This window comes from Maribacter aquivivus, assembly GCF_900142175.1.
GTDB classification, from domain to species: Bacteria; Bacteroidota; Bacteroidia; order Flavobacteriales; family Flavobacteriaceae; genus Maribacter; species Maribacter aquivivus.
On record NZ_FQZX01000002.1, the window covers coordinates 437,710 to 463,914 of the forward strand.

23 protein-coding genes are annotated in these 26,205 nt (G+C 35.2%); 13 read left to right on the top strand and 10 right to left on the bottom strand.

Annotated elements, in window-relative coordinates:
* Position 1: 1 nt before the first annotated feature.
* Both BUC31_RS12340 and BUC31_RS12345 read right to left on the bottom strand, forming a co-directional pair.
* Positions 2-430: a response regulator gene (locus BUC31_RS12340; protein WP_073244617.1), complete on the bottom strand. Its 429-nt coding sequence runs from the start codon at positions 428-430 to the stop codon at positions 2-4.
* Between the two features lie 81 nt (positions 431-511).
* On the bottom strand, positions 512-1,177 hold the full coding sequence (locus BUC31_RS12345) for a uracil-DNA glycosylase (protein ID WP_073244619.1): 666 nt from the start codon (positions 1,175-1,177) through the stop codon (positions 512-514).
* 196 nt (positions 1,178-1,373) lie between these two features.
* Here BUC31_RS12345 and BUC31_RS12350 point away from each other — a divergent pair, with 196 nt between their 5' ends.
* The 3 genes from BUC31_RS12350 to BUC31_RS12360 all read left to right on the top strand — a co-directional run bounded on the left by BUC31_RS12350 (position 1,374) and on the right by BUC31_RS12360 (position 5,355).
* On the top strand, positions 1,374-3,545 hold the full coding sequence (locus tag BUC31_RS12350) for an endonuclease MutS2 (RefSeq protein ID WP_073244621.1): 2,172 nt from the start codon (positions 1,374-1,376) through the stop codon (positions 3,543-3,545).
* A gap of 158 nt (positions 3,546-3,703) precedes the next feature.
* Positions 3,704-4,108, top strand: coding sequence for a thiol-disulfide oxidoreductase DCC family protein (locus tag BUC31_RS12355; protein ID WP_073244623.1), 405 nt, complete (start codon positions 3,704-3,706; stop codon positions 4,106-4,108).
* A 134-nt stretch (positions 4,109-4,242) separates the two neighbouring features.
* A complete protein-coding gene (locus tag BUC31_RS12360; protein ID WP_073244625.1) occupies positions 4,243-5,355 on the top strand; it encodes an AsmA family protein in 1,113 nt (370 codons plus the stop codon).
* Between the two features lie 2 nt (positions 5,356-5,357).
* Here the strand turns inward: BUC31_RS12360 and BUC31_RS12365 are convergent, their stop codons facing one another.
* Both BUC31_RS12365 and aroC read right to left on the bottom strand, forming a co-directional pair.
* Complete coding sequence (locus BUC31_RS12365; RefSeq protein ID WP_073244627.1) at positions 5,358-6,659, bottom strand: dicarboxylate/amino acid:cation symporter; 1,302 nt, start codon at positions 6,657-6,659, stop codon at positions 5,358-5,360.
* 61 nt (positions 6,660-6,720) lie between these two features.
* Positions 6,721-7,785, bottom strand: coding sequence for a chorismate synthase (gene aroC, locus BUC31_RS12370; RefSeq protein ID WP_073244629.1), 1,065 nt, complete (start codon positions 7,783-7,785; stop codon positions 6,721-6,723).
* 228 nt (positions 7,786-8,013) lie between these two features.
* Here aroC and BUC31_RS12375 point away from each other — a divergent pair, with 228 nt between their 5' ends.
* Positions 8,014-8,883: a UDP-2,3-diacylglucosamine diphosphatase gene (locus BUC31_RS12375; RefSeq protein WP_073244631.1), complete on the top strand. Its 870-nt coding sequence runs from the start codon at positions 8,014-8,016 to the stop codon at positions 8,881-8,883.
* Here the strand turns inward: BUC31_RS12375 and BUC31_RS12380 are convergent, their stop codons facing one another.
* Positions 8,884-11,802, bottom strand: a complete 2,919-nt coding sequence (locus BUC31_RS12380) for an FAD-binding and (Fe-S)-binding domain-containing protein (RefSeq protein ID WP_073244633.1) — start codon at positions 11,800-11,802, stop codon at positions 8,884-8,886.
* A gap of 90 nt (positions 11,803-11,892) precedes the next feature.
* Here BUC31_RS12380 and BUC31_RS12385 point away from each other — a divergent pair, with 90 nt between their 5' ends.
* Both BUC31_RS12385 and BUC31_RS12390 read left to right on the top strand, forming a co-directional pair.
* Positions 11,893-12,372, top strand: a complete 480-nt coding sequence (locus tag BUC31_RS12385; RefSeq protein WP_073244635.1) for a hypothetical protein — start codon at positions 11,893-11,895, stop codon at positions 12,370-12,372.
* 103 nt (positions 12,373-12,475) lie between these two features.
* Positions 12,476-13,594, top strand: coding sequence for a TlpA disulfide reductase family protein (locus BUC31_RS12390; protein ID WP_073244637.1), 1,119 nt, complete (start codon positions 12,476-12,478; stop codon positions 13,592-13,594).
* 71 nt (positions 13,595-13,665) lie between these two features.
* Here BUC31_RS12390 and BUC31_RS12395 read toward each other — a convergent pair whose 3' ends face one another.
* Positions 13,666-15,327, bottom strand: coding sequence for an LVIVD repeat-containing protein (locus BUC31_RS12395; RefSeq protein WP_073244639.1), 1,662 nt, complete (start codon positions 15,325-15,327; stop codon positions 13,666-13,668).
* A gap of 128 nt (positions 15,328-15,455) precedes the next feature.
* Entirely contained in the window at positions 15,456-16,106 is a 651-nt protein-coding gene (locus tag BUC31_RS12400; RefSeq protein WP_073244641.1) for a rhomboid family intramembrane serine protease, read from the bottom strand.
* A gap of 57 nt (positions 16,107-16,163) precedes the next feature.
* Between BUC31_RS12400 and BUC31_RS12405 the strand changes: the two genes are divergently transcribed.
* On the top strand, positions 16,164-17,060 hold the full coding sequence (locus BUC31_RS12405; protein WP_073244643.1) for a lysophospholipid acyltransferase family protein: 897 nt from the start codon (positions 16,164-16,166) through the stop codon (positions 17,058-17,060).
* Between the two features lie 69 nt (positions 17,061-17,129).
* Here the strand turns inward: BUC31_RS12405 and glmM are convergent, their stop codons facing one another.
* Positions 17,130-18,518, bottom strand: a complete 1,389-nt coding sequence (gene glmM / locus BUC31_RS12410) for a phosphoglucosamine mutase (RefSeq protein ID WP_073244645.1) — start codon at positions 18,516-18,518, stop codon at positions 17,130-17,132.
* A gap of 96 nt (positions 18,519-18,614) precedes the next feature.
* Between glmM and BUC31_RS12415 the strand changes: the two genes are divergently transcribed.
* The 4 genes from BUC31_RS12415 (at position 18,615) to BUC31_RS12430 (ending at position 22,377) form a co-directional block, all read left to right on the top strand.
* Positions 18,615-19,211: an acyl carrier protein phosphodiesterase gene (locus BUC31_RS12415; protein WP_073244647.1), complete on the top strand. Its 597-nt coding sequence runs from the start codon at positions 18,615-18,617 to the stop codon at positions 19,209-19,211.
* Positions 19,212-19,273: 62 nt separating this feature from the next.
* Positions 19,274-20,965 (top strand): gamma-glutamyltransferase, encoded by a 1,692-nt coding sequence (ggt, locus tag BUC31_RS12420; protein ID WP_084135036.1) that lies wholly within the window; start codon positions 19,274-19,276, stop codon positions 20,963-20,965.
* A gap of 63 nt (positions 20,966-21,028) precedes the next feature.
* A complete protein-coding gene (locus BUC31_RS12425) occupies positions 21,029-21,730 on the top strand; it encodes a hypothetical protein (protein ID WP_073244649.1) in 702 nt (233 codons plus the stop codon).
* A 50-nt stretch (positions 21,731-21,780) separates the two neighbouring features.
* A complete protein-coding gene (locus tag BUC31_RS12430; protein ID WP_073244651.1) occupies positions 21,781-22,377 on the top strand; it encodes an LURP-one-related family protein in 597 nt (198 codons plus the stop codon).
* Here the strand turns inward: BUC31_RS12430 and BUC31_RS12435 are convergent.
* Complete coding sequence (locus BUC31_RS12435) at positions 22,374-23,444, bottom strand: transporter substrate-binding domain-containing protein (RefSeq protein ID WP_073244653.1); 1,071 nt, start codon at positions 23,442-23,444, stop codon at positions 22,374-22,376. The two genes, BUC31_RS12430 and BUC31_RS12435, sit on opposite strands and share 4 nt — an antisense overlap.
* Positions 23,445-23,554: 110 nt before the next feature.
* Here BUC31_RS12435 and BUC31_RS12440 point away from each other — a divergent pair, with 110 nt between their 5' ends.
* Complete coding sequence (locus tag BUC31_RS12440) at positions 23,555-23,980, top strand: GNAT family N-acetyltransferase (protein ID WP_073244655.1); 426 nt, start codon at positions 23,555-23,557, stop codon at positions 23,978-23,980.
* Between the two features lie 10 nt (positions 23,981-23,990).
* Here the strand turns inward: BUC31_RS12440 and BUC31_RS12445 are convergent, their stop codons facing one another.
* Positions 23,991-24,758: an XRE family transcriptional regulator gene (locus tag BUC31_RS12445; protein WP_073244657.1), complete on the bottom strand. Its 768-nt coding sequence runs from the start codon at positions 24,756-24,758 to the stop codon at positions 23,991-23,993.
* 139 nt (positions 24,759-24,897) lie between these two features.
* Here BUC31_RS12445 and BUC31_RS12450 point away from each other — a divergent pair, with 139 nt between their 5' ends.
* Entirely contained in the window at positions 24,898-26,157 is a 1,260-nt protein-coding gene (locus BUC31_RS12450; protein WP_073244658.1) for a putative DNA modification/repair radical SAM protein, read from the top strand.
* The last annotated feature ends 48 nt before the right edge of the window (positions 26,158-26,205 follow it).

Below are 26,205 nucleotides of genomic sequence, written 5' to 3' on the forward strand. Positions count from 1 at the left end.
ATTAGATAGCTGCTAAGTTGTAATGTTTTTGAATTAAAGCTTTAAAAGTTTCATCAGAAAGTGGCTTTTGTGCAAAATCAGCTATATACTGATTAGCGACAGCACGTTCTTTATCCTCTTTATTATCGCTTATTGTAACAAGTACAATGGTAATTTGATCCTTTAGTTTTTTAGGCACCAACTCTTCGTAAGCATCCATAAACTGCCACCCATCCATAACAGGCATTCTTAAGTCTAACATGACCATACACGGCAATTCTAATTTCTCTTGACCTTTACCAAGAATAAAATCAATAGCTTCTTGACCATTAAGAGCAGAATTAATATTCACATCCATATCTAATTTATTGATAAAGATGGAATGTAAGAAGTTACTTGCATCATCATCATCTACAAGTAAAATAGTATTTAACCTTTCTAAGTTATTCATTTGAGCTGTTATTTAAGTTGTTAGCCACCATTGTACCCCAAAGTACAATCTAAAATTTAAACCATTTAATAAGTATCTAACTTACCACACTATATTTTTATTGCCTAAATCACCTAGTATTTTATTGCAAGATGAAAAATGCTTGTTTCCAAACCAATATCCTCTATTGGCACTTAACGGCGATGGATGACCAGATGTCAATAAATAATGCCGCTCTGCATCAATAAGTTTTGCTTTTTTCTTAGCATAACCACCCCAAAGCATAAAAACAACATGTTCGCTATTTTCTGATAGTTTTGAAATCACCGCATCTGTAAAAACCTCCCAACCATGTTTTTGATGGCTTCCGGCCTCATGAGCTCTTACCGTAAGAGTTGCATTTAATAACAGAACGCCCTGTTTAGCCCAACGTTCAAGGTTTCCACTTTCAGGGTAAGGAATACCTAAATCACTCTCAATTTCTTTAAAAATATTGATTAATGAAGGTGGATGTTTAATACCATCCTTTACTGAAAAACATAAACCATTTGCTTGATTAGGACCATGATAAGGGTCTTGGCCAATGATAACCACTTTTGTGTCTTCAAATTCGCAATGATTAAAAGCTGAAAATATATCAACATACTCCGGATAACAAGTATGCTCCTCATATTCACGCTCAACAAATTGCATTAAATCTTTAAAATAGGGCTTGTCAAATTCTGGCTGCAACTGATCTTTCCAACTCTTAACCAAATCAATATCCATGATGCTCTTTCTTTTTATATATCAAAGTTACTGTTAACCCTGCTGTAAGACAATACCCAAATTCCTAGAACTGGGTTTAATTTCACTCAACATAAAGTAGTAATTAGTGTTTGCACTGCATTTTATGAGTCCGGCACATTCTCATTTATAAAATTTAATTGTCAATGCGTACCTTTGCAGCTCATTAAAATATAACGTGGCTAACATACATTCCAAAACATTACAAGACTTAGAATTTCCTTCTGTATTAAAACAAGTTTCAGCGCGTTGCCATACGGAATTAGGTAAAGAAGCTGCATTAGAAATTGCACCATTTATCACTGACGAGGTAATTAAAGTAGAACTTGGCAAAACAGCCGAATATCTATCTTCAGTTATTAGTGAAAACCGAATTCCTAATCATGGTTTCGATGCTATTAATGCTGACTTGAAGCTTCTTAAGATTGAAAATACAACCTTAGAACTACAAGGCTTCAAAAGAATAGCGAGCATTTGTACTACAGTTGCACAACACCAAAAATTCTTTAAAAAATTCAAGGAATATTATCCTCTGTTTTATGATTTTGCCTTAAAACTGGAGCAGAACGCTGAAATTCCAATTTTGATCAATAATGTAATTGACCGCTTTGGCGAAGTAAAAGACAACGCTTCAGATGAATTATTTAGCATAAGAAGGCAAATAAACATGGTTCGAGGTAAAATAAGTCAAAGCTTTGGCTCTGCCTTAAACACCTACCAAGCATCAGATTATTTGGATGAGATTAGAGAGTCTGTAGTGGAGAATAGACGTGTTTTAGCGGTTAAAGCCATGTATCGCAAGAAAGTTAAGGGTGCCGTTATGGGTACATCAAAAACTGGAAGCATCGTTTACATAGAACCTGAAGCTGCTTTGAAATACAGTAGAGAACTCAATAACTTAGAGTTTGAAGAAAAGGAAGAAGTACAACGTATTCTTAAGCAACTAACAAATCAAATAAGACCATTTAGAGCGCTTTTAAGCGATTATCAAGATTTTTTAACGCAAGTGGACGTTATTGCTGCAAAAGCCAAGCACGCAGAAGATATTGATGCCCTACTGCCAAAAATTAACTCAAATAATAGATTGTATTTGCGAGATGCATATCATCCGCTATTGTTTTTGAATAATAAGCGCAAGAATGAAAAGACTTATCCGCAAACAATTGAATTACATCAAGAAAACAGAATTATAGTTATCTCCGGACCCAATGCAGGTGGTAAAAGTATTACGTTAAAAACTATTGGTTTACTTCAAGTAATGCTTCAAAGCGGAATGTTGATTCCTGTACATGAAAGAAGTGAAGTTTGCTTCTTCAAAAAGATTTTAACAGATATTGGCGATAACCAAAGTATTGAAAATCATTTAAGTACATACAGTTACCGCTTAAAGAACATGAACCAATTTCTAAAGCGTTGTGATCATAACACCCTTTTCCTAATCGATGAATTTGGTACCGGTAGTGATCCTGAATTAGGTGGTGCTTTGGCAGAAGCATTTTTGGAAGTCTTTTATGAAAGAGGTTCATTTGGCGTTATTACCACACACTATGCAAATCTAAAAGCCTTGGCAAACGAATTGCCACATGTAACCAATGCCAATATGCTATTTGATGGTAAAACACTAGAACCAACATTTCAACTGATCTTAGGGCAAGCCGGTAGTTCTTTTACATTTGAGGTGGCGCAGAAGAACGGAATCCCCTACTCGCTTATTAATAAAGCGAAGAAGAAAATAGAAAGAGGCAAGGTTCGTTTTGATGCTACGATTGCCAAACTACAAAAAGAGCGTAGTAAAATGGCTGAAACTGGATCAAGGCTAAAAGAAGAGGAAACAAAAGCGAGAGGAGAAAACGAAAGATTAGAAAAGCTGAACGCTAAAATCAAATCTAAACTCGAAAACTATCAAGAGCTATACGATCACGATCAACGTATGATACAATTGGGCAACAAAGTAAATGTTGCTGCCGATAAGTATTTTCAAGATAACAAGAAACGTCCTTTAGTTTCTGAGCTTTTGAGAATCGTTGAAACAGAGAATAGTAAAAGAAAGAAGAAGACCGCTAATCAAGCAAAGGCAGAACGCGTTAAGAAAGCCAAAGTCGCAGAAGAAGTTCAAAAAGAAGTGAAGGTTATTCGAGAAAAAAAGAAAGTGGAAAAGAAGAAAGCCATCTTTAAGGAAAAAAATAAGCCAAGACCTGTATTTAATATTGGTGACCGAGTACGTATGTTAGATGGGAAAGCAGTTGGTAGTATTGATTCTCTTGAAAAAGGTAAGGCTATTGTTAATTATGGCATATTTACAACAAACGTAAGTGTAGACCAGCTTGAAATGGTTGAAAGAAAGAAATAACACTCTATAACAGTTAGTTACATAAAATCGTATACGATTTATATAATACTTTTGAAGTTAATTATAGTGTTCATTTCAACTAATTCTCAAAAATTTACTACTATTTTATTATAAAAATGTTATGAGAAGATGATTAATTATTGTTTTAATTTTGCAGTGTGAATTCAAATAAAAAAATCATTCTTTTTGATGGTGTATGCAACTTATGCAACAGCAGTGTTCAGTTTGCTATAAAACGAGATGAACATGATATTTTTAGATATGCTGCCATACAAAGTGAAACAGGAAAAAGGCTATTAACCGAACGTAATATCGATACTAATGAAATCGATTCCATAATTCTAATAGAACCAAATATTGCTTATTACACCAAATCAACAGCTGCACTTGAAATTGGTAAGGATCTGAAAGGACTTGGCACCATATCTACCATTTTACTGTGGCTACCAGAGTCTATTAGAAATATCGTATACGATTTTGTTGCCGCCAATAGATACAAATGGTACGGTAAAAAAGATGCCTGCATAATTCCTACTGAAGAATTAAAGAGCAAATTCATTTAAAAACTATAGTACTCTCTCTCCGCTAAGCTATTTTTAATCCTTACAATATTACTTTTATCCCTATCACTCATTATATCAATTATTTATAATCCAAAAACTTATCTTTTCAATGTTTACATTAAATATTGAATTTTATGAGCGAATTAAAAAGAAGACGATATAAAAAGAAAAGATATGCAGTGCCGGTTATTCTTATCATTTTACTTATTATAATTCGTTTATCTCTCCCCTACCTTATTAAGAATTACGTAAACAAAGTTCTTGCAGACATACCCGGTTACTACGGTCAAGTAGAAGATATTGACTTATCTATTATTCGCGGAGCTTACACCATACACGGCATGTACTTAAATACAGTCAATGGCAATACTGAACTTCCTTTTTTAGACTTTAAGAAAACCGACATTTCAGTAGAATGGAATGCACTTTTTCATGGTAAAATAGTTAGTGAAATTGAAATGACAGAACCTACCATATTATATGTATTTGAAGATCAACAGGACACCACTGGAGTTGCCGATACTGAAGACTGGTCTAAAGCGCTAACCGATTTGGTGCCTATTGACATTAACCAACTGACGATTGAAAATGGAAAATTCGCTTTTTTACAATTACAAGCTGATCCAAATATTGATTTACACTTGGCTAACGTTCAATTATCAGCTTCTAACCTTCGAAATGTAGTGGAAAAATCGAGAACATTACCTTCAAATATACACGCTACAGCATCATCTATAGGTAATGGAAATGTGATACTAGATGGAGATATGAATTTAGTAAAGGAAATTCCCGATATGGATATTTCTTTTAGTCTAGAAAATGCGAATGCGAAGGCACTTAATGATTTTACCAACTATTATGCTGGAATAGATTTTGACGAAGGTTCTTTTGATTTATACGGAGAACTGGCTATTGCTGATGGATATATGAAAGGGTCTTTTAAACCCATACTTAAAAATGCAAAATTAATAGGTAAAGACGATGGATTTCTACAAACCCTTTGGGAAGGATTTGTGGGCTTCTTTAAATTTGTTCTAAAAAATCATAAGAAAGATACTCTAGCTACTAAAATACCAGTAGAAGGAGACCTAAACAATGTGAAAACAAAGATTTGGCCAACAGTCACTAGAATATTCAGAAATGCATGGATTCAGGCTTATAAGGATGTTGTAGATGATGATTTAAATTATCAAGACGCCACTGAAGGGGCTGATAAGTTAAATAACAAAAAATCTAAAAAGCAATAATCTTACTTTTTATAATTGTCATCCCAATTCTTAATTTTAGGTTCATGCAACTTACCTACAGATTTCGCCACCATCATGGAGACAGTTGCATCTCCAGATACGTTTATAACCGTTCTGCACATATCTAACGGTCTATCTACAGCAAATATTAATGCTAAACCAGCCTCAGGTATACCTGCTTGAGCGAGTACTATAACTAGCATTACCATACCAGCACCTGGTACGGCAGCACTACCAATTGAAGCCAAGGTAGCGGTAACGATAATTCCCAATTGTGCAGATAAACTTAAATCCATACCAAACGCCTGCGCTATAAATACAGCAGCAATGGCTTGATATAAACTAGTACCGTCCATGTTTATAGTGGCACCAATTGGCAACACAAAACTTGTTACCTCTTCATCTACACCTAAATGCTCCTCTACCCTTTCCATGGTTACTGGCAAGGTTGCAGCACTTGAACTCGTTGAAAATGCTAGAAGTTGAGCCGGTGACATACCTTTCATAAATGTATTCGGAGATGTTTTAGTAAATACCCAAACCAAGAGTAGGTATACACCTAACATTAACGATAGACCCAAAACAACACAGAAAGCATACCATGCCAATGCCTTAAATAAATCTAGACTAGGTGATTCTACCACTAAAGCTGCCAATAATGCAAAAACACCAAATGGCGCTGCTAACATGATAAGGTCTATCATTTTCAGAATCACCTCATTGAAGCCGTCAAAGAATTTCTTTACGGGCGTGGCTTGTTCTTCAGGTATAAGTATTAGTCCAATTCCAAAGAATATAGCGAAGAATATAACCTGTAACATATTACCATTGTCAGAAGCTGCCGCAAAAATATTACTTGGTACCAAGTCTTCTAAAGCCTGTAATGGTCCGGCTTCTTTTTGTTTATCTGCTTTACTTTTAATTGCATCTGCATCACCTTTGTAATTTTCAACTAATTCGGTACGTGTTGCCTCACTTATTGAAGATCCTGGTTTTACAATGTTTACAACACCTAAACCAATAGTAACGGCAATAACCGTGGTAGCGATATAGATACCAATAGTACGACCACCCATTTGAGAAAGTTTAGAGATATCCTTAAGATCAGATACTCCTTTTATCAATGAGCCTAAAATAAGAGGAACGGCAATTAGCTTTAATGAATTGATGAAAATATTACCAAAAGGTTTGATCCAATCTGAAATGAATTTTGGTCCCCAATCTAATTGAACCATGGCTAAAGCAAATAAAACTCCCGCTAACATTCCTATTAGAATTTGCCAATGCAACTCAAGCTTCCTCATATATAAATTAGTTTAGGGAAGTAAGATAGTATTTTGCAGGGAAAAGTGCTAAAAACGGAACCTATAATTTAATGGTCCTGTTCAATAAGGTGTAATCTGCCAAAACCAATGCGGTCATGGCTTCAACGATGGGCACTGCTCTTGGAACCACACAAGGATCATGTCTTCCCTTACCCTGAGTTTTAATGGTATTACCCTCTTTATCAATTGTTTCGTAACCTTGAATTACGGTTGCTACGGGCTTAAAAGCTACGTTAAAATAGATATCCATTCCGTTGCTTATTCCACCTTGAATACCACCACTATAGTTGGTTTTTGTAGAACCATCATTATTAAACTGGTCGTTGTGTTCACTGCCTTTCATCTTAACACCTTCAAAACCGCTACCATACTCAAAGCCTTTTACAGCATTTATAGACAACATTGCCTTACCTAATTCGGCATGAAGTTTATCAAAAACTGGTTCTCCTAAACCAATCGGTACATTTTTGGCTACACATGTAATAATACCGCCAATGGTATCGCCGTCTTTTTTAATAGATTTGATATATTCCTCCATCTTTGCTGCCATTTCTGGATCAGGACAACGTACATCATTAGTTTCTGTTAACGATAAATCTAATTCAGTATAATGCTTACCTAAATTCATATCTCCTACTTGAGACACAAAAGCTTGGATTTCTACACCTTTCAAAAACTGCTTCGCAATAGCACCTGCCACTACTCTACTTGCCGTTTCACGCGCAGAACTTCTACCGCCACCACGGTAATCTCTAAAACCATATTTCTTATCATACACGTAATCTGCATGCGATGGTCTGTACGAATCTTTTATATGTCCGTAATCTTTAGATTTTTGATTTGTATTATGAATAGCAAAGCCAATTGGTGTCCCCGTAGTTTTACCTTCAAATATTCCTGAATAAAACTCTACTTCATCTGGCTCTTTTCTCTGGGTAACTATAGCTGATTGCCCTGGCTTACGACGATTAAGATCATTCTGTATGGCATCGAAATCTAATTCTATTTCTGATGGACAGCCATCTATAACTCCTCCAATTGCTTTTCCGTGAGATTCTCCAAAAGTGCTTACCCTAAATATGTTTCCGAAGGTATTTCCAGCCATAATAAATGCGTTCTTAATGATGTAATACTGATTGTAATACTTACAAATCAACCGACTTCAAAGGTAAATGTTAAATGCTGGAAAGAAAAATTTTAAAAGCGCATAATATTTGCTTAACCTTATGGATTTGTGATAATGATTATTTAACCTTATGATTAAAAATTGTTGACCTAGCAAGTAGTTGTTGCTTATACCATTAGGTTTAATTTTGTCATAAAAATTATCTCCTTGAAAAAACGACGTCTTGAAATAGTTGTGCTTTCTGATATTCACTTAGGTTCTTACGCATGCCATGCAGAAGAATTACTAACATACCTATCTAGTATTGACCCAAAAATCTTAATTCTGAATGGTGATATATTAGACGCAAAGAAAATGCGTAACAATTACTTTCCTCCATCCCATCTAAACGTAATTAAGAAAATATTTTCATTGGCTTCAAAAGGTACCGATGTACATTATATTACTGGTAACCGCGACGAACCTTTTCGTAAAATTGATGAGATTTACATGGGAGCAATAAAAGTTTCTAATAGATTAACTTTAAAACTGAACGGGAAAAATACACTCTTTTTTCATGGAGACATTTTCGATTTTTCATTTAGACACTCGCAGTGGCTTTTGAATTTTGGGAGTACAGGTTTTGACTTGCTTTTAAAACTTGCAAAGCTTAAGACTAAAACGATGCGTTTTTTCGGAAAGAAAAACAAACCTTTTTCAAATCCGGAATTGGAATATGGAGAACGTGACCCTAAACAAATTGCACTTTTCGAGAAAAACGTAGCCAAAATGGCTATTAAACAACATTTTAACCATGTAGTTTGCGGACATAGCCACGCACCGAACAAGCAACTATTTGAAACCAGAAAGGGAGAATGTCTCTACCTAAACTCTGGAGATTGGGTAAAACACATGACTGCCCTTGAATATTCTTTTAAACGTTGGAAAATCTACCGCTACGAAAATGATAAGCTCGCTTCATTCTATATGGATGAAGAACTTAAGTCTATGAATATAAATGAGCTTATTGAAACAATTACACAACGCAAGACAAGAGAATTGAATAATCAAAAAGAGAAAGACAGACTTTCAGATTAGCTATTGCACCAAGGCTTCTTTTAATATACTCACCGGATGCTGTGCTATGCGCTTTGTACCATCAAATATTTGATGTCTGCAACTTGTACCATTAGCAGCGATAATTGTTTCTGGAGTTGATTTATTGACCGCAGGGAATAATTTTAATCCGCCAATTTTCATACTGGTTTCATAATGCTCTTCTTCATATCCAAAAGAACCAGCCATACCACAACAACCAGAGGCTATTATGGTAACCTTATAATTTGTTGGCAGATTTAATATATCAAAAGTTACCTTTTGATTACTCAAAGCTTTTTGATGACAATGATTATGAATTTTTATATCTCTGGCTTCCTCTGTAAAATCAGACGAATTTAAATTGCCTTCTGTTATTTCTTTTGCTAGAAACTCTTCAATCAAAAATGAGTTATCAGCTATTTTCTGAGCGGTTTCTTTATCTGATGTCATACGCTTGTATTCATCTCTAAAAGATAAGATTGCCGAAGGCTCTAAACCCAAGACTGGCAAACCTGCTTCTGCGAACTTTTTTAATTCTTGCGTATTCTTAATCGCAAGCTTTTGAGCTTGTTTTAAAAAGCCTTTTGAAAGAAATGTTCTTCCACTTTCAGCATAATACAATTCAACATCGTAACCAAGTTTCGTTAATAGCTCAATAGCATCTTTACCAACCTCAATATCTAAGTATTTAGTGAATTCATCAATGAATAAAACTACTTTTCTCTTTGACTTAGTATTTTGATTACCATATTCTTGAAGGTGTTTATTGAAATTAAAGCTATATACCTTTGGTAAAGTACGTTCTTTTGCTACTCCGCTACTTTTTTTCAACAATCCACCTAGAAATTTGGAATCATAAATAGCATTTGTTAAACCAGAAACCTTACTTCCCAATCCGTTTAACTTGGTGTTATAGGCAAACAACTTCCCTCGTAAAGAATAGCCATTAGCTTCTTGATATTGATATAAAAACTCTGCTTTTAAAGTGGCTACATCTACATTACTAGGGCACTCACTGGCACAGGCTTTACAACTTAAACAAAGATCAAAAGCCTCTTTAATCTCTGGACTATCAAAACTATTCTTTGCCGCATTATCAGGGTTCGTTAAAAACTCTCTTAAGGTATTAGCCCTACCTCTTGTGGTATCTTTTTCATTTTTTGTTGCATGATAACTAGGACACATACCACCGTTCATATGATGGGTTTTTCTACAATCACCACTACCATTACACTTTTCTGCAGCCTTAAGTATACCTTCACTATCAGAAAAATCCATTAATGTCTTAATCTCTGGCTCTTTGCGGTCTACCTCATAACGAAATGACTTATCCATTGGGTAAGCATCTACAATTTTACCCGGATTAAATATACCCTTAGGATCAAAATAAGATTTAATTCTTCTTAGAAGTTCATAGTTCTTTTCGCCTATCATAATAGGTATAAACTCGGCACGCACAATACCATCGCCATGCTCCCCACTAAACGATCCTTTATACTTTTTAGTAAGTTTAGCAACATCGGTAGTAATATCTCTAAACAACCCAACATCGGTTGATTTTTTTAGGTTTAAAATAGGGCGCAAATGCAATTCACCCGCACCTGCATGTGCATAGTACACCGCACTTTGTCCATAACCCTTCATTATTACAGAAAACTCTGCTATGAAATCTTTAAGGTCTGGTAAAGCCACCGCAGTATCTTCTATACAGGCTACAGCTTTCATATCACCTACTATATTACCAAGTAAACCTAAACCTGCCTTACGTAACTCTATCGCTTTTGGTATTTGATCTCCAAATAATACAGGGTTGGCATAACTGAGTCCTGATTGCGCTATCGTCTTTTGTAACGAAGCAACAGCCTCTTTCAATTCAGCTTCTGTATGCGCTGATACTTGTAACATTAATAATGCTGCCGGATCACCTTCTACAAAAAACCGATTCGCTAATTGCGCCCGGTTATTCTTTGTACAATCTAAAATGACTTTATCCATCATTTCGCACAATTGTAATGGGTGTTTCATAACAGGAACAACATCCATTAAACAATCTTCCAAAGAAGTATAATGTGTAACGACCATTGCCGATAAGGCTGGAGGTAAATCATTTAATTGAACTGTAATTTCTGTTGTAAAAGCTAAAGTACCTTCGCTACCACACAGCAATTCAGCCATATTAAAGTAAGCTAATTCACCACCAAACACATCTGACTTCAATAACTCGTCTACGGCATAACCTGTATTTCTTCTATGTATTTCTGGCTTTGGAAAATGCGCTGTTATCTCAGAAGCTATATCTTTATTATCTAGTTCTTTAAATAAATTATTATAAAGTGATGCTTCAAGTGTGTCTTCTTGTTGTTTTTGTTTGAATTCTGACGCTGATATTCTTCCAAATTCAGCCTCACTACCGTCTGACAAAATGGTTTTCATTGAGATAACCTTATCTCTGGTAACCCCGTATTGTATTGAAGTTGTACCTGATGAATTGTTACCGACCATGCCGCCGATCATACATCTATTTGACGTTGATGTATTAGGACCAAAAAACAACCCAAAGGGTTTTAGATATTGATTCAGCTCATCTCTAATAACTCCTGGCTGAACGGTTACTTGTTTCTTTTCTTGATCTAGACTTATGATTTCCGTAAAATGTTTTGACACATCAACAACCAAACCATCACCTACACATTGCCCTGCTAAAGAAGTACCTGCAGTTCTAGGTATAAGACCAATATTTTCATTATTGGCAAACCTTATAATTTTTTTAATGTCATCAACACTTTTTGGAAAAGCAGCCCCTAAAGGTATTTTTCTATATACAGATGCATCTGTAGCGTAAATAGTCTTGGTAAGATTATCAAATCGTACATCTCCCTCTATATCTTGTCGTAACTTTGACAGCAAATTATTATCCAACTTAACACAATTTTGATTGCTAAATTAAGTTTTATTGTGTGAGCTACATTACAAATCGGCTCATTTTTCATCACAAAAAAGAATAACTATATGAAGATTTTAAAAGGTATTACCGTATTACTATTTATGGCAACCTGTTCGCTTTCTGCACAAGAAATATCGAATCATGCATTAGGATTACGATTAGGAGATAGTGACGGATTTGGTGCTGAAATCAGTTATCAAAAATCATTAACACGCGACACTAGGGTTGAATTTGACCTTGGATGGAGAGATAGTAGAAATTTTAATGCATTTAAAATAGCGGGTCTTTACCAATGGGTACGCCCAATTGAAGGTGATTTTCAATGGTACTATGGTGTTGGTGGCGGATTAGGAAATGTTGATTTTCCTGGTGATGACGGCGGCTTGTTTGTTTTTGCAGCTGGTGACATTGGTATAGAGTACAATTTTGACATACCACTAATACTATCATTAGATTTTAGACCAGAATTGGGAGTTGTTGGTTATGACGGATTTTCTGATAATTTTGATTTTGATATTGGACTTGGTATTCGTTACCAGTTTTAACCTCAATTAAACCAATATAATAAAGACCTCTGACCATTGCGTTAGAGGTCTTTTTTTATATCCTATATATAAGTACATTTGCAACTTAACCTAAGTGAAATTTATGAAACATAGTATTTTAATACTGCTTGCAGGAGTCTTATTGTTTAGCTGTAATTCAAAGCCAGAGAGCTTTACCCTTAACGGAAAGCTTAGAGGCGAAATTACTGATGGCACTCGTGTTTTCTTGAAGAAAATAGGAGAAAACAATCAACCAATGGAAGTTGATACCGCTACTACAACAAATGGTGAGTTTACTTTTACCGGAAAATCTGATATTCCTGAACTTCACTACATCTTTGTTGAACAACTACCTGGCTATACTGCAGTAATTCTTGAAAACGGAGAAATACAATTTAGCGCACAAAGAGATAGCATGGGCTTCGCTGATATAAGCGGAACTTTCCAAAATGACACTTTCGCTGACTATATGGAGCAATCGAGAGAAATATCAATGCAAGCGCAATCTATACAACAAGACATGAAAGCAGCATCTGGTGAATCGGCTTTGGCTTTGCAAGATGAAATGAAAGAGTTACAAGAAGAGTACAAAACCTTTGAATTGGACTATGTAAAAGCTCACCCTAAAGCATTAATATCTGCTTTGGTGTTAGATAGAGCGGTTGCAACTAAAGCAGTTGAATTAGAAGAAGCGGAAAAAATTTACAAGACATTATCTGAAGAAATTAAAAGCTCTAAACCAGGGAAACAAATTTTAAAGGGTATTGAAGATTTAAAGGTATCAGAAGCAGCTGGTAAAAATTCTAGTATTGGTGCTAAAGCTCCAGATTTCTCAGGTCCAAGTCCTGATGGAACTGAACTTGCCTTGAAAGATGTTATGGGAAAAGTAACCTTAATCGATTTCTGGGCCGGATGGTGTAGACCTTGTAGAGCTGAAAATCCTAATATCGTTGCTGTTTATAATAAATATCACGACAAAGGATTAAACGTTTTAGGTGTTTCTTTAGATAGAACGGATGAAGCTTGGAAAAAAGCAATCGCTGAAGACGGATTGGTTTGGAACCATATTTCAAACATCGCTTATTTCGATGATAAAATCGCTAAACTTTATAATGTAGATGCAATACCTGCAGCATTCTTATTGGATGAAAATGGAATAATCGTTGCTAAAAATTTAAGAGGTCCTGCTCTTGAAGCTAAAGTTGCCGAACTTTTAAACTAAAGTTTAAAAAAAAATAAAAAAGCCCCAAGGTTAAATATACCTTGGGGCTTTTTTATTTACCTTTTATAAAATCAAAATTTATCATAATAATCATTGAACGTACCAGTAATCGAAGATCCATTTGCTTTACTTACAGTACCCCAAACAGCTGCTACAGTACTACTATCGCCTAAAAACTCTAAGGTTGCACCTTCTTCTAAAATCAAATCTCCATAAATAGACATATTACCTTCAATACGAAGTGTAGCCCCTGCTTTGACCACAATATCTCTTTGACGGTTTACCCTTCCAATAACTATGGTTCCGTTCATTTCAAAAACTCCATTTTCATTAATCGTTAAATCATCTTTTACCGTCCATGAACCGCATAACAACAGTGACCCATTTATGGTTATAGAATTAAATCGTTTAGAACCTGAAAAGGCTTGCTCACTACCTTGTTCTACGGTATAGGCTGAACTTCCGCTGAATGAGGCAAGATTCTCGCAACTACTCACCAAACTTTCTGTTGGTCTATTTAATTTTATAATCTGAAAACCAGATTTACCTGATGCAGCAAAAATATAATCACCTTTTGAAGCTACATAGTTAATAGACCCTGTTAGTTCAATTACCCCAACTCCATTGGTGCTGTCATCTTTATTCTCGGAAAGACTTAACCCTCCTGCTCCATTGGCCATTAATAACACATTATCGTTTACCGCAACTCCATTGGTTACAACATCTCCTGGCTCGGCATTTTCAGGATTCGTTAATATGGATATATACTCAATAAAGCTACCAGTAGCTGCATTATATACACCAGCACCTTTAGTACCTTCAGAAACTACAATAGTTTCATTTAAAAAATCTAATGAACGTTTGGCGTCTACACCAAAATCAGATTCGATATTTATAGTTCTTATAATATTCAAGTTTTGATCTAAAAAACTTACACCTTGTGCAGCATCTAAAACTGCAATTTCACTACCATTATAAGCTACTGAACGTAAATCTGCAAAAGCAGTCTCGTTCAAAGCACTTAAATCGTTCTTATCATAGACTACCACGAAGCCATCTTGACCACTTGTTACTACTACATTGTTGTCAATAATTCGAACATCTGTAGCATTATACCCTTCTTGAAAGCCGTAAGTAATATTAGAAGTATTCATTCTACCATCACTAACTGCAATTTTAGCCACTAACGAGTTTGCCGTAGCAGTTACCGATTGCTCAGAATCTACGCCACCAGCAACATATATGTAACCGTTATCATAGGCAATTGAATTTAAATCGGCATTGGTGTAATATACCCTTGATGTTACTCTAGGGTTGTTCGGGTCACTAATATCGATTACATCGATAGCACCTACATAGTCTTGACCTACCGTATTATAGGATACATAGCCATAATCACCATCTAGTACTACATGCGTAGCAGCTAAATTTTCACCGTTGGAAAATGTAGGTGGGGCAATTTGAGCAACTAAGGTTAACGGGTAATCGCCGGCTTCTGCATCTTTTCCAGTTATACTCGATCTTTTTGCACTGGCAATAGGGTCCTCATAAATGTCCAAAACACCAGCACGCTCAAAACTTACACTATTGTCAAGCTTAGATTGGTCGGTTTCACTAACTAAATTATCTTCAGGGTTTTCAAAAACTGTGGTTTCATCACTACAACTTGCTACTAAAAATGAAGCAGAAATAGCCATAAGCCATACATTTCTTACAGATAGGGTTGATTTCATTTTAATTCGGGGTTTTTGCATTAACGCCCCAAACTGCCCTCTTGTTGTCTATACACAGGGAAATACGATAAAATACACTTAATTAGGGTGAATCATACACTTTATTGATAAAAAAACAGGAAATTAATCTAAATCTTACCCATTTTCTCAAGTACCAATAATAGTAGTATTGGCAATGCTAGTAAACCCACCATTAGAGTTTCTGTTTGCAACAAGCTGGGCATGAACAATAAGGTACAAGCATACCCTCCAATCGCTCCTCCAAAATGAGCAGTATGTCCAATATTGCCTAATCGCTTTTTCATACCATAAATAGAATACAACAAATAGCCAATACCAACAACATACGCAGGAACCGGAATTGGAATAAACATAATACCTAATTGCATATTTGGCTGTAAAAGAATTGCAGCATATAATATACCAGTTACGGCACCACTTGCACCAACCGCAGAATAATAGGGTTCGTCTTTATGAAAACTTAAAGCCAACAAACTACCGCCAATAAGACTTACAGCATAAATGATTAAGAATTGTGTTGTACCAAACCAATTGATAACTACACCTGCAAAGAAATAAAGGGTAAGCATATTAAACAATAAATGTGAAATATCCACATGCAGAAACCCCGATGTTGCCATACGTTCTTTCTGACCCGCTTTAATTGCACCAATACTAAATTTATAGCGTTCAAAAAAAGTAGTATCACTGAATCCCTTCATTGAAACTAATACATTTGCCGCTATTATTGCTATGGTCGCTATATCAATGTTGTACATTATCTGCCCTTTATTTGGCGTCAAATATAACTATATTTGCCCATAATTTTTTTGAAAATGCAACTACTGGCCTTTGTTTTGATCTATCCATTTTTATGGATTGTTTCCATTTTGCCACATCGCCTATTTTATGGTTTATCTGATATTGCCTGTTTTTTCATATACCGCGTATTCGGATATAGAAGAAAAGTGGTGCAAGAGAACTTGAATTTGGTCTTTCCAGATAAGTCTACGGATGAAATTCATCGTATTGAAAAGGAATTCTACAAACACCTTTGTGATATGTTTTTAGAAATGGTCAAAACCATGAACCTTAGTAAAGAGGATGTTGCTAAAAAATACCACCTAGTAAATCCTGAAGTTTTACTGGAAATCGAAAAAGAACGAAGTATTATTATTTTATGTGCACATTATGCCAATTGGGAATGGAACGTAAGCATCAATAACTACGTAAACTCTAAAGGATATGCAGTTTATCAAAAAATAAACAACTCTTATTTTGATAATTTCATTAGAAAAACTAGAGCTAGATGGAATACTACTTTAATAACTCAAGCACAAACCGCTAAAACAGTCATTCAAAATTTCAGAAACAATGTTCGTGCTACCTATGGTATGGTAAGCGACCAGTCTCCACAAGCGCATAGAGCGCATTATTGGACAGATTTCATGGGTATTACTGTTCCTATATTTAATGGTGGCGAAGCGCTAGCACGAAAGACAGGATTAGCAACGGTATTCTTAAAAGTTAGTAAAGTAAAACGTGGACACTATAAAGCAGAGTTCACCCCTATATCTATAAATAGCAAAGAGACCGAAGAACATGAAATCACTAACAAATTCTTAAGACTGACCGAAGAACAAATTCGAGAAAAACCTGAATATTACCTATGGACCCACAAACGTTGGAAACATAGAGGTAAAAAACCTGCAGCTTTTGCTGATGTTAGTTAAGACTACAGAAAATAAAAAACCGGAAGCAGTTTAACTGCTTCCGGTTTTTTTTATCGGCAAATATGATTTTTATAAACCTACTATAGATTTTATCTCACCAATAATTCTATCTGCTAAGCCGTCAGCCTCTGTCTGACTTTTAGCTTCTGTATAAATTCTTATGATTGGCTCTGTATTCGATTTTCTTAAATGAACCCAGTTCTCTGCAAAATCAATCTTTACGCCATCAATTGTAGACAGCTCTTCATTTGCATACTTCTCAGCCATAGATTTTAAAATTCCATCAACATCTAACCCCGGTGTCAATTGAATTTTCTTTTTACTCATAAAGTAACTTGGGTAACTAGCTCTTAATTCTGCTACTGTACCTCCTTTTTCAGCCATTAGCATTAAAAATAAAGCTGTACCTACTAACGAGTCTCTACCGTAGTGACTTTCTGGATATATGATACCTCCATTACCTTCACCGCCAATAATAGCGTTATTCGCTTTCATTTTGGTAACTACATTTACTTCACCTACTGCAGCAGCTTCATATATGCCACCGTGTTTTTGGGTAATATCACGCAATGCACGAGAAGATGATAGGTTAGAAACCGTATTACCTTTTGTTTTACCTAAAACATAATCAGCACAAGCGACCAGCGTATATTCTTCACCGAACATTTCACCATCATTACTAATGAACGCCAAACGATCTACATCTGGATCCACTACGATACCGAAATCGGCTTTTTCTTTAATAACTAAATCACAAATATCTTTTAAGTGCTCTTTTAATGGCTCTGGATTATGTGGAAAATGACCAGTTGGCTTGCAATACAACTCAACCACTTCTACTCCAAATTCCTTTAAAAGTTTTGGTATAGCAATACCTCCTGTAGAATTCACACCATCAACAACTACTTTGAATTTCGCTTTTTTCACCACCTCGGCATCTACCAAAGAAAGGTTTAAAACTTCATCAATATGTATGTCAATATAACTGTCGTTCTTATTTATAACTCCTAAATCATCAACATCAGAAAAATCGAAATCTTCTTTTTCTGCTATTTCAAGAATTTTAGCTCCCTGGGCTGCATCTAAGAATTCGCCTTTCTCGTTTAATAACTTTAAGGCATTCCACTGTTTTGGATTATGACTTGCTGTTAATATAATTCCCCCATCGGCATTCTCCATTGGTACCGCAATCTCTACAGTTGGCGTGGTAGACAAATCTAAATCAACAACATCTATACCTAAACCTACCAAAGTAGATACTACAAGGTTCTGCATCATCTCGCCAGACAAACGGGCATCGCGACCAATAACAACTTTTAATTTATCTTTTTTAGAATAGTCTTTCAACCAAACTCCGTAAGATGCCGCAAACTTCACAGCATCAATAGGTGTAAGATTGTCTCCTGGTTTACCTCCAATTGTTCCTCGTATTCCTGAAATAGATTTTATTAGTGTCATATAATCTTAATAAGTTTTTTTGCAAATATAAACGTATCATACTTATCACTATTGCCCTTCTTTGTAAATTCGAACTACTAAGCATAATTTAGGCGAATGAATTTTTTAGCTCATATTTACCTGTCTTTTAATGACAAAGAAATTACCATAGGCAATTTTATAGCCGATAGCATTCGTGCCAATAAATTTGATCACCTACCTATTAAAGTACAGAAAGGCATAAAACTTCACCGTCATATAGATACGTATACGGATAGCCATGCAATACCAAAAATTAGTAGCAAAAGACTTCATGCCAACTACAGTCACTACAGCCGAGTTATCGTAGATATCTACTACGATCACTTCTTAGCAAAAAATTGGTCTAAATATTCTGATGTTCCGCTAGATGTTTTTGTGGATAATTTCTATGATCTTTTAGAAGATAATTACGAGATTCTACCTATCGGAGTCAAAAAAATGATGCCTTACATGATTGCCGATAATTGGATATTCAACTATTCTAAAATGGATGGAATAGCTCGTGTGCTTAACGGCATGAACCGTAGAACTAATAATATATCTAAAATGAATTTTGCCATTATTGACCTTGAAGAACATTATGATGCTTTTGAAGCAGAGTTTACCGAGTTCTTCGAAGAACTAATTACTTTCTCAAAACAAAAATATATTTCACTTACAAATAAAAAATAAATATTAAAACCTAATAACCAATATTTTAAACTCAATTATTTAAATAATAAATTTAATTTACTATGAACCAAACAAAATTAATAGTTATGCTAGCTGCCTTCATGACTTTTGGCAGTTGTAAAGAGAATCCTGCAGTACCAACAGGTACGGTTACAGATAAAGCGATGGTTGTTTCGGCACGTGAAGAAGCTTCTAAAATAGGTAGTGATATTATGCAAAAAGGCGGTAATGTTTTTGATGCAATGGTTGCTACTGAAATGGCTTTAGTTGTCGCTTATCCCTTTGCAGGAAATTTAGGCGGTGGCGGATTCATGGTATACAGAAAAGCAAATGGTGAAGCAGGATCATTAGATTACCGCGAAAAAGCACCGTTATCTGCTCATAAAGACATGTACCTAGATTCATTAGGCAATGTAATTCCAGGTAAAAGCACATTAGGGGCTACCGCAGTTGGTGTTCCAGGTACTGTTGCTGGTATTATTGAGGTTCACAAAAAATTTGGTTCTCTACCTCTTGAAGAAATTATGGCTCCTGTTATTGCTTTAGCAGAGCGTGGCGTAGTGGTAACTGCCAATCAAGAAAAAAGACTAGCAAGCCAACGCGATAAATTTATTGAGGTAAACAGCGACAGCACCAAGTTTGCGACAGTTTACAAAATGAACGATACCATTAAATATCCTGCTTTGGCAAATACCTTTAGAAGTATTGCAAAGAATGGTAGAGACGGATTCTATAAAGGGGAGGTAGCCCAAAAACTTGCTGCATTTATTCAAGAAAAAGGCGGGTATGTCACAGAAGAAGATTTAGAAAAATACCAAGCAGTATGGAGAGACCCTATTACTTTTAACTATAAAGATTTACATATCATTTCTATGAGTCCACCTAGTAGTGGCGGTGTAACCATCAATCAGATATTTAAAATGATGGAAAAATATGATGTCGCAAAACTAGGTCACAATTCCCCTAAAATGGTACAATTATTTACCGAGGCTTCTAGAAGAGCCTATGCAGATAGAAACTACTTTTTAGGTGATCCTGATTTTGTTGAAATACCCTATGATAAATTACTAAGTGATGAATACCTTGCCGAAAGAATGGCAAATTTCTCATTTGACAAAGCAACGAAATCTTCTGAAGTAACACATGGTAATATAGAGATTGTTGAAAGTATGGAAACTACCCACTACTCTATTGTTGATCAAGAGGGTAATGCCGTTTCGGTAACAACTACTCTAAACGGTGCGTACGGCTCTAAGCTGTATTCAGATGAGCTTGGCTTCTTCCTAAACAATGAAATGGATGATTTCAGTGCTAAAGCAGGCGTACCAAATATGTTCGGTCTAGTTGGTGCAGAAGCTAACAGTATAGCTGCCGAAAAAAGAATGCTAAGCAGCATGACCCCAACTATCGTTGAACGAGATGGGAAGTTATGGATGGTTGTTGGTACACCAGGTGGATCTACAATTATTACTGCAGTAGCACAAACCATTTTAAATGGATATGAGTTTAAAATGAGCATGCAAGATGCTGTTAACGCTCCTCGATTTCATCACCAATGGTTACCAGACATGGTCATCTTTGAACCAGATGGATTCCCTATTGAGCTAAAAGAAGAACTGAAGACAAAAGGGTATATCATCAATGAAGAAAGAACCCCTATTATAGGTAAAGTTGATGCTATTCGCGTTTTAGCAAATGGTAAACTTGAAGGGGGTGCCGATAAACGTGGAGATGATGCTGCAATAGGATTCTAGTCTTAACTAAATCTAATTTTAAATCGATTACAATATATTATTAATGAATTATTTGAATACATTATGCTAAAGAAATTATTTAAGTTAATTGGTATCTTATTATTACTTGCTATAATAGGCTATGGTGTTTTATATTACTTATATAATGAACCCGTACCTACAGGCGAATCAGGACCAGAAGCTGATGCCTTAGCGTACAGAATGTTTGATGCCCTTAATTATAAAAACTTCAATAATACTAAAGTTTTAGAATGGTCTTTTAGAGGTGATCACATTTATAAATGGGATCGAGAAAAACAAATAGTTGCAGTTAGCTACGATGATGTTATTGTAAACTTAGATTTGATTACTCCGCATTCAAGTATTGCTACAATCAATAACGAACCTGCGTCTTATGAGAAATCACAAGAGTTAATTGAAAAAGCTCAAAGCTATTTTAATAATGATTCTTTTTGGTTAGTAGCACCATTTAAAGCTTTTGACCGAGGCACCGAACGCTATTTAGTACATATGGAAGATGGGTCTGAAGCGCTGCTTGTTACGTACACTCAAGGTGGCGATACACCTGGCGATTCATATCTATGGATAATAGAACCTAGCGGAAGACCTAAAAGCTTTAAACTTTGGACAAAAATTATCCCAATTGGTGGTGTTGAAGCAACATGGCAAGATTGGATTGAAACAGATAGCGGCGTTTTCCTACCTACCCAACATAAACTTGGTCCGTTTTCTATATCAATGGGAGAAGTTAAGGGGACTTATTAAAATATTATTACTCAATCCTAATTTACTATTACACCTAAGAAAACCATTTTATGCAAGATTATAAATTTCCTTTAGATTTCAAATTCCATATTGGCACACTATCGAACGATTTTTCTGCTGTTGATGCCAATGGTAATATGGTTGCCTATGTAAAACAAAAGCTTTTTAAGTTTAAGGAAAACGTTGGTGTTTATCAAAATGACAGTAAGACTAATTTACTATACAATATCAAAGCAGATAGGTGGATAGACTTTTCTGCATGCTACTCTTTCTCAGATCCAGCAGGTAAGGAATTTGGAAAAATAGGTCGCAAAGGATGGGCTTCTTTATGGAAAGCACATTACGAAGTTTTTGACGAAAACAAGCAGTTAAAATATACTATTAGAGAAGAGAACGCCTGGGTAAAGGTGATGGATGGCTTAGTAGGTCAAATACCTATTATCAACCTATTTACGGGGTTATTCTTAAACCCAGCTTATTTGGTAATCAATGGTAACAATGAGACCGTAGTTAGATTGTCAAAAGAAAAATCATTGGTTGGCCGTCGCTTTAAGGTTAGTGAAGTAAAAAAACTGAACGGCAATGATGATGACATTATCATATTAAGCTTAATGATGATGGTATTATTAGAACGTCGAAAAGGCTAAAATTCTGCCAAACCATATTCATTTAAAACAATATCCCATTCTTCGGTTTCTATTATTTCAAGAATTCGCTGGGTAATTCGTTGCTCTAATTCTACATGTGTTTTCGGGAGTCCGAAGGCATAGAACTGTATATCGAATTTCACAGGAAGTAACTCTAATTTATGTAATGTTGAATCTCTTTGAATGGCATATTTTAAAATAGGCTCATCGTAAATGAAAGCCTTTATATTACCTTGGTCCAAATTTTTTAAACCAGTTGGTACATTTGGATAAGTATGTATATCTTTAAAAAAATGTTCTGACAAGAAATTTTCAGTACCAGAGTTAGTTATAGTACCCACTGCCCTACCCTTAAATTCATTAAAACCATCAGGATTATTGGTAAGTTGATTTACGGTTAAACTCGATGCTATACTCGCTGTTAAGCCAGAAATAAATAGAAGTCCACCAAACATTAGAACCAAGGCAGTTATCTTACCAAATTTGGTGACAGGTGCCTTATCGCCGTATCCTACAGTAGTCAAAGTTACAGCAGACCACCACATGCCATCCCATAAACCACTTTTTCCAGGTCTAAATACATCCGGATTCTTTTTACGTTCAAACAACCAACCTAAGACCCCAAATAGAAAGATAATAAATAGTAAAATCAGTAAACCGCTAAGAAAACCGACATTTAAAAAACCACTTAAATATGACTTCAATCTATCAAAAGAAGAAACTTCGGCAATAGCTATTGTGGCATTAGAAGCATAAAAAGAATGTGTAAACTCCATCTCTTTACTACGCTGACTAGTAATGGTTAACGGATTAATACTTAAATCAATTCCGCCAGTGTGAAGAGAATCTAACATCGCCGAAAATTCCATAGGTATCATCTCATATTCAATATTCAAATCACTAGCCACCCTTTTCCATAACCAGACGTTAAGTCCCTCCACATCCTCTCCGTTCTCAATTATAAAAGGTGCAGCAGCTGTATAGCCAATACGTAATTTTTCATCATCAACTTGACTGCTCGCCGAGATTGAAATAAATAAGACAATGACTAATAGAAGGATTCTCATAAAATGGTAGGGTTTACATTCTTTTAAATATAATCATTTTATAAAGTATTGACAGATTAACCTATTCACCTAAAATGAAGTAATTTTAGGTACTAAAAGCAACCTAGCATATGGATATTAAACTAATCACTTTCAACGAAGTTACCGCAGATCTACAATCTCAACTAACTGAACTATATAAACAACTGAATGCTGAGTTAACGCAATTAGATTTGGCAACCGCACTTTCTGATTACAACACTACAGATGTTGTAATTTGTTTAGACGATGATAAATTGGTTGGCATTGCTATGATGGCAAAATACAAGGTGGTATCTGGACATAAAGGAATGATTGAAGATGTGGTCGTTTCTTCTGAATATAGAGGTAAAGGTATTGGTAGAAAGCTAATGGAAAAACTTTTAGAACAGGCAGAAAAATCAAAACTTGACGATGTTCTATTATTCAGTGGTCACCACAGAACTGCAGCAATTTCTCTCTATAAAAGCTTAGGTTTTAAATTAAAAGAGAGCGGTATGTATATTAAAAAATATTAAAGCTATACTTTTAATTAACCTTCTTAACATGTTGTAATTGATCTTTTAACTCTTTCATTGATTCTTGTAACTGACGTAAGAGACTGTTATCTGTAGTAGCATCTACATTAAAAGTAATTTTACTACTTACCTCCCATATTTCTTGAATCTGAAACGGCTTAATATCATAAGGCGGATAAGTTTCGTTTAAAGAGATTAACGTAATATTATTAGAGTTAGGTCGCTTTTCTACTTTCTTAACCATTATGGAATCTTGGAGCACAACAACGTACATCTTATTTGCACTCACGTAATCTATATGTTCAATTGCCCTTGCCAAAACCCATTCACCTGGGTGTAAATTAGGCAACATACTATCACCTTCTACTTGAAACCCTCGATAGGTTGCATTTCTAAATTCAGGAATAGGTAAATCGAATGCAGGTAATTGTTGATACCAACTAGTATCTGATATATTCTGAGGATAACCAGCCGCTGCTTTCGCATTTACCAAAACCATGTTATCACGATTTGCAGAATCAACTGTTACCACTTTAGGTATAACACTAGTTCTTGAAGTCTCTAAATACTGTTCTTCACTTTCCCCAAACAACCAAAGCGGATTAATTTTAAATTGCTTCAACAACTCTGAAACTACTTTACCCGAAAGTTTAGTTCTACCACGCTCAATATCTGCCGTTGTATTAGAAACACCAATTAGTGCCGCAAAATCTGCTTGAGTAAAACCTAGTTCTCTTCTTAAATCGGTAAATCGCTTTAATGTCAGTTCGTTTTCCATAATCTTTTCCGGTTCAATAAAGATTTTTATACCTCTTTATAGTCCAAATATAGTGATTATGGATTATATCCAAAATATTATTTGGATTATTTCCATAATTAGGAATATTTCCATAATTTTGGATTAATTACCAATTGTTATGGATTTTAATAGGATTAAAGAAAAATTAAATATACTGGCTGATGCAGCTAAATACGATGTGTCTTGTTCAAGTAGTGGTAGTAACCGCAAAAACAAGGATAATGGCTTAGGTGATACCGGTAATGGTATCTGCCATACGTATACAGAAGATGGCCGTTGTGTTTCTCTATTAAAAATTTTACTTACCAATCATTGCATTTTTGATTGTGCCTACTGTGTTACCCGTAAAAGCAATGATATTCAACGGGCTGCTTTTAAAATACAAGAGGTAGTCGATTTAACTATTAATTTTTATAGAAGAAACTATATAGAAGGACTGTTCTTAAGTTCTGGCATCTTCAAAAGTGCAGATTATACTATGGAACGTTTAATAGCCGTTGCCAAAAAACTACGTGAAGAAGAAAACTTTAACGGGTACATTCACTTAAAATCAATACCTGGTGCAAGTGATGAATTAATGTATGAGGCCGGTTTATATGCTGATCGTTTATCGGTTAACATTGAAATCCCCACTATTTCCGGCCTTAAACTTTTAGCTCCAGATAAAAAACATGAAGATTTCATTAAACCAATGCTAAAGGTTAAGAATGAAATTATACGTTATAAAGAAGAACGTAAAATAATTAAAAGCACTGCAAAATATGCTCCTGCAGGACAAAGTACACAAATGATTGTTGGTGCTACTGGCGAAAGTGATAAAGATATCATGTATTCTGCCACTCACTTTTATAAGAACTATCAGATGAAGCGGGTTTACTATTCTGGTTATGTACCTATCTCAACAGACAATAGATTACCTTCTTTGGGATCTGAAGTACCAATGCTTAGAGAAAACAGACTATATCAGACAGATTGGTTACTTCGATTTTACGGATTTAGTGTCAATGAAATTTTAGATACAGATAATCCGAATTTAGATATGGATATCGATCCCAAATTGATGTGGGCACTTCGAAATCTTAATTATTTCCCTGTAGATATTAATAAAGCAGAACCACGAATGTTAGCTAGAATTCCGGGTATAGGAATGGGCTCTGTGCATAAAATTATAAGCGGAAGAAAATATCGCCGGTTAAGCTGGGATCATCTAAAAAAAATGGGGATTGCATTAAATCGCGCAAAGTATTTTATCATCTGTAACTCGGCTGATTGGGAACGTAGAGATTTAGACGCAGCGACCATAAAAGGAATGATTCTTCAATCTCAAAATAGCAAATTCAAAAATCAGTACAACAATCAATTATCCTTATTTAACTAAACTAATAATTTAATTAAACCAAATGACTATGGAAAATATTAATAACAC

What these genes read in the sequence shown, in the direction of transcription:
- BUC31_RS12450 (WP_073244658.1), top strand. Translation starts at nt 24,898, where the DNA reads ATGGATTTTAATAGGATTAAAGAAAAATTAAATATACTGGCTGATGCA.
- glmM (WP_073244645.1), bottom strand. Translation starts at nt 18,518, where the DNA reads ATGACACTAATAAAATCTATTTCAGGAATACGAGGAACAATTGGAGGT.
- BUC31_RS12390 (WP_073244637.1), top strand. Translation starts at nt 12,476, where the DNA reads ATGAAACATAGTATTTTAATACTGCTTGCAGGAGTCTTATTGTTTAGC.
- BUC31_RS12405 (WP_073244643.1), top strand. Translation starts at nt 16,164, where the DNA reads ATGCAACTACTGGCCTTTGTTTTGATCTATCCATTTTTATGGATTGTT.
- BUC31_RS12415 (WP_073244647.1), top strand. Translation starts at nt 18,615, where the DNA reads ATGAATTTTTTAGCTCATATTTACCTGTCTTTTAATGACAAAGAAATT.
- aroC (WP_073244629.1), bottom strand. Translation starts at nt 7,785, where the DNA reads ATGGCTGGAAATACCTTCGGAAACATATTTAGGGTAAGCACTTTTGGA.
- BUC31_RS12400 (WP_073244641.1), bottom strand. Translation starts at nt 16,106, where the DNA reads ATGTACAACATTGATATAGCGACCATAGCAATAATAGCGGCAAATGTA.
- BUC31_RS12385 (WP_073244635.1), top strand. Translation starts at nt 11,893, where the DNA reads ATGAAGATTTTAAAAGGTATTACCGTATTACTATTTATGGCAACCTGT.
- BUC31_RS12435 (WP_073244653.1), bottom strand. Translation starts at nt 23,444, where the DNA reads ATGAGAATCCTTCTATTAGTCATTGTCTTATTTATTTCAATCTCGGCG.
- BUC31_RS12345 (WP_073244619.1), bottom strand. Translation starts at nt 1,177, where the DNA reads ATGGATATTGATTTGGTTAAGAGTTGGAAAGATCAGTTGCAGCCAGAA.
- BUC31_RS12340 (WP_073244617.1), bottom strand. Translation starts at nt 430, where the DNA reads ATGAATAACTTAGAAAGGTTAAATACTATTTTACTTGTAGATGATGAT.
- BUC31_RS12430 (WP_073244651.1), top strand. Translation starts at nt 21,781, where the DNA reads ATGCAAGATTATAAATTTCCTTTAGATTTCAAATTCCATATTGGCACA.
- ggt (WP_084135036.1), top strand. Translation starts at nt 19,274, where the DNA reads ATGAACCAAACAAAATTAATAGTTATGCTAGCTGCCTTCATGACTTTT.
- BUC31_RS12365 (WP_073244627.1), bottom strand. Translation starts at nt 6,659, where the DNA reads ATGAGGAAGCTTGAGTTGCATTGGCAAATTCTAATAGGAATGTTAGCG.
- BUC31_RS12360 (WP_073244625.1), top strand. Translation starts at nt 4,243, where the DNA reads ATGAGCGAATTAAAAAGAAGACGATATAAAAAGAAAAGATATGCAGTG.
- BUC31_RS12445 (WP_073244657.1), bottom strand. Translation starts at nt 24,758, where the DNA reads ATGGAAAACGAACTGACATTAAAGCGATTTACCGATTTAAGAAGAGAA.
- BUC31_RS12440 (WP_073244655.1), top strand. Translation starts at nt 23,555, where the DNA reads ATGGATATTAAACTAATCACTTTCAACGAAGTTACCGCAGATCTACAA.
- BUC31_RS12425 (WP_073244649.1), top strand. Translation starts at nt 21,029, where the DNA reads ATGCTAAAGAAATTATTTAAGTTAATTGGTATCTTATTATTACTTGCT.
- BUC31_RS12395 (WP_073244639.1), bottom strand. Translation starts at nt 15,327, where the DNA reads ATGAAATCAACCCTATCTGTAAGAAATGTATGGCTTATGGCTATTTCT.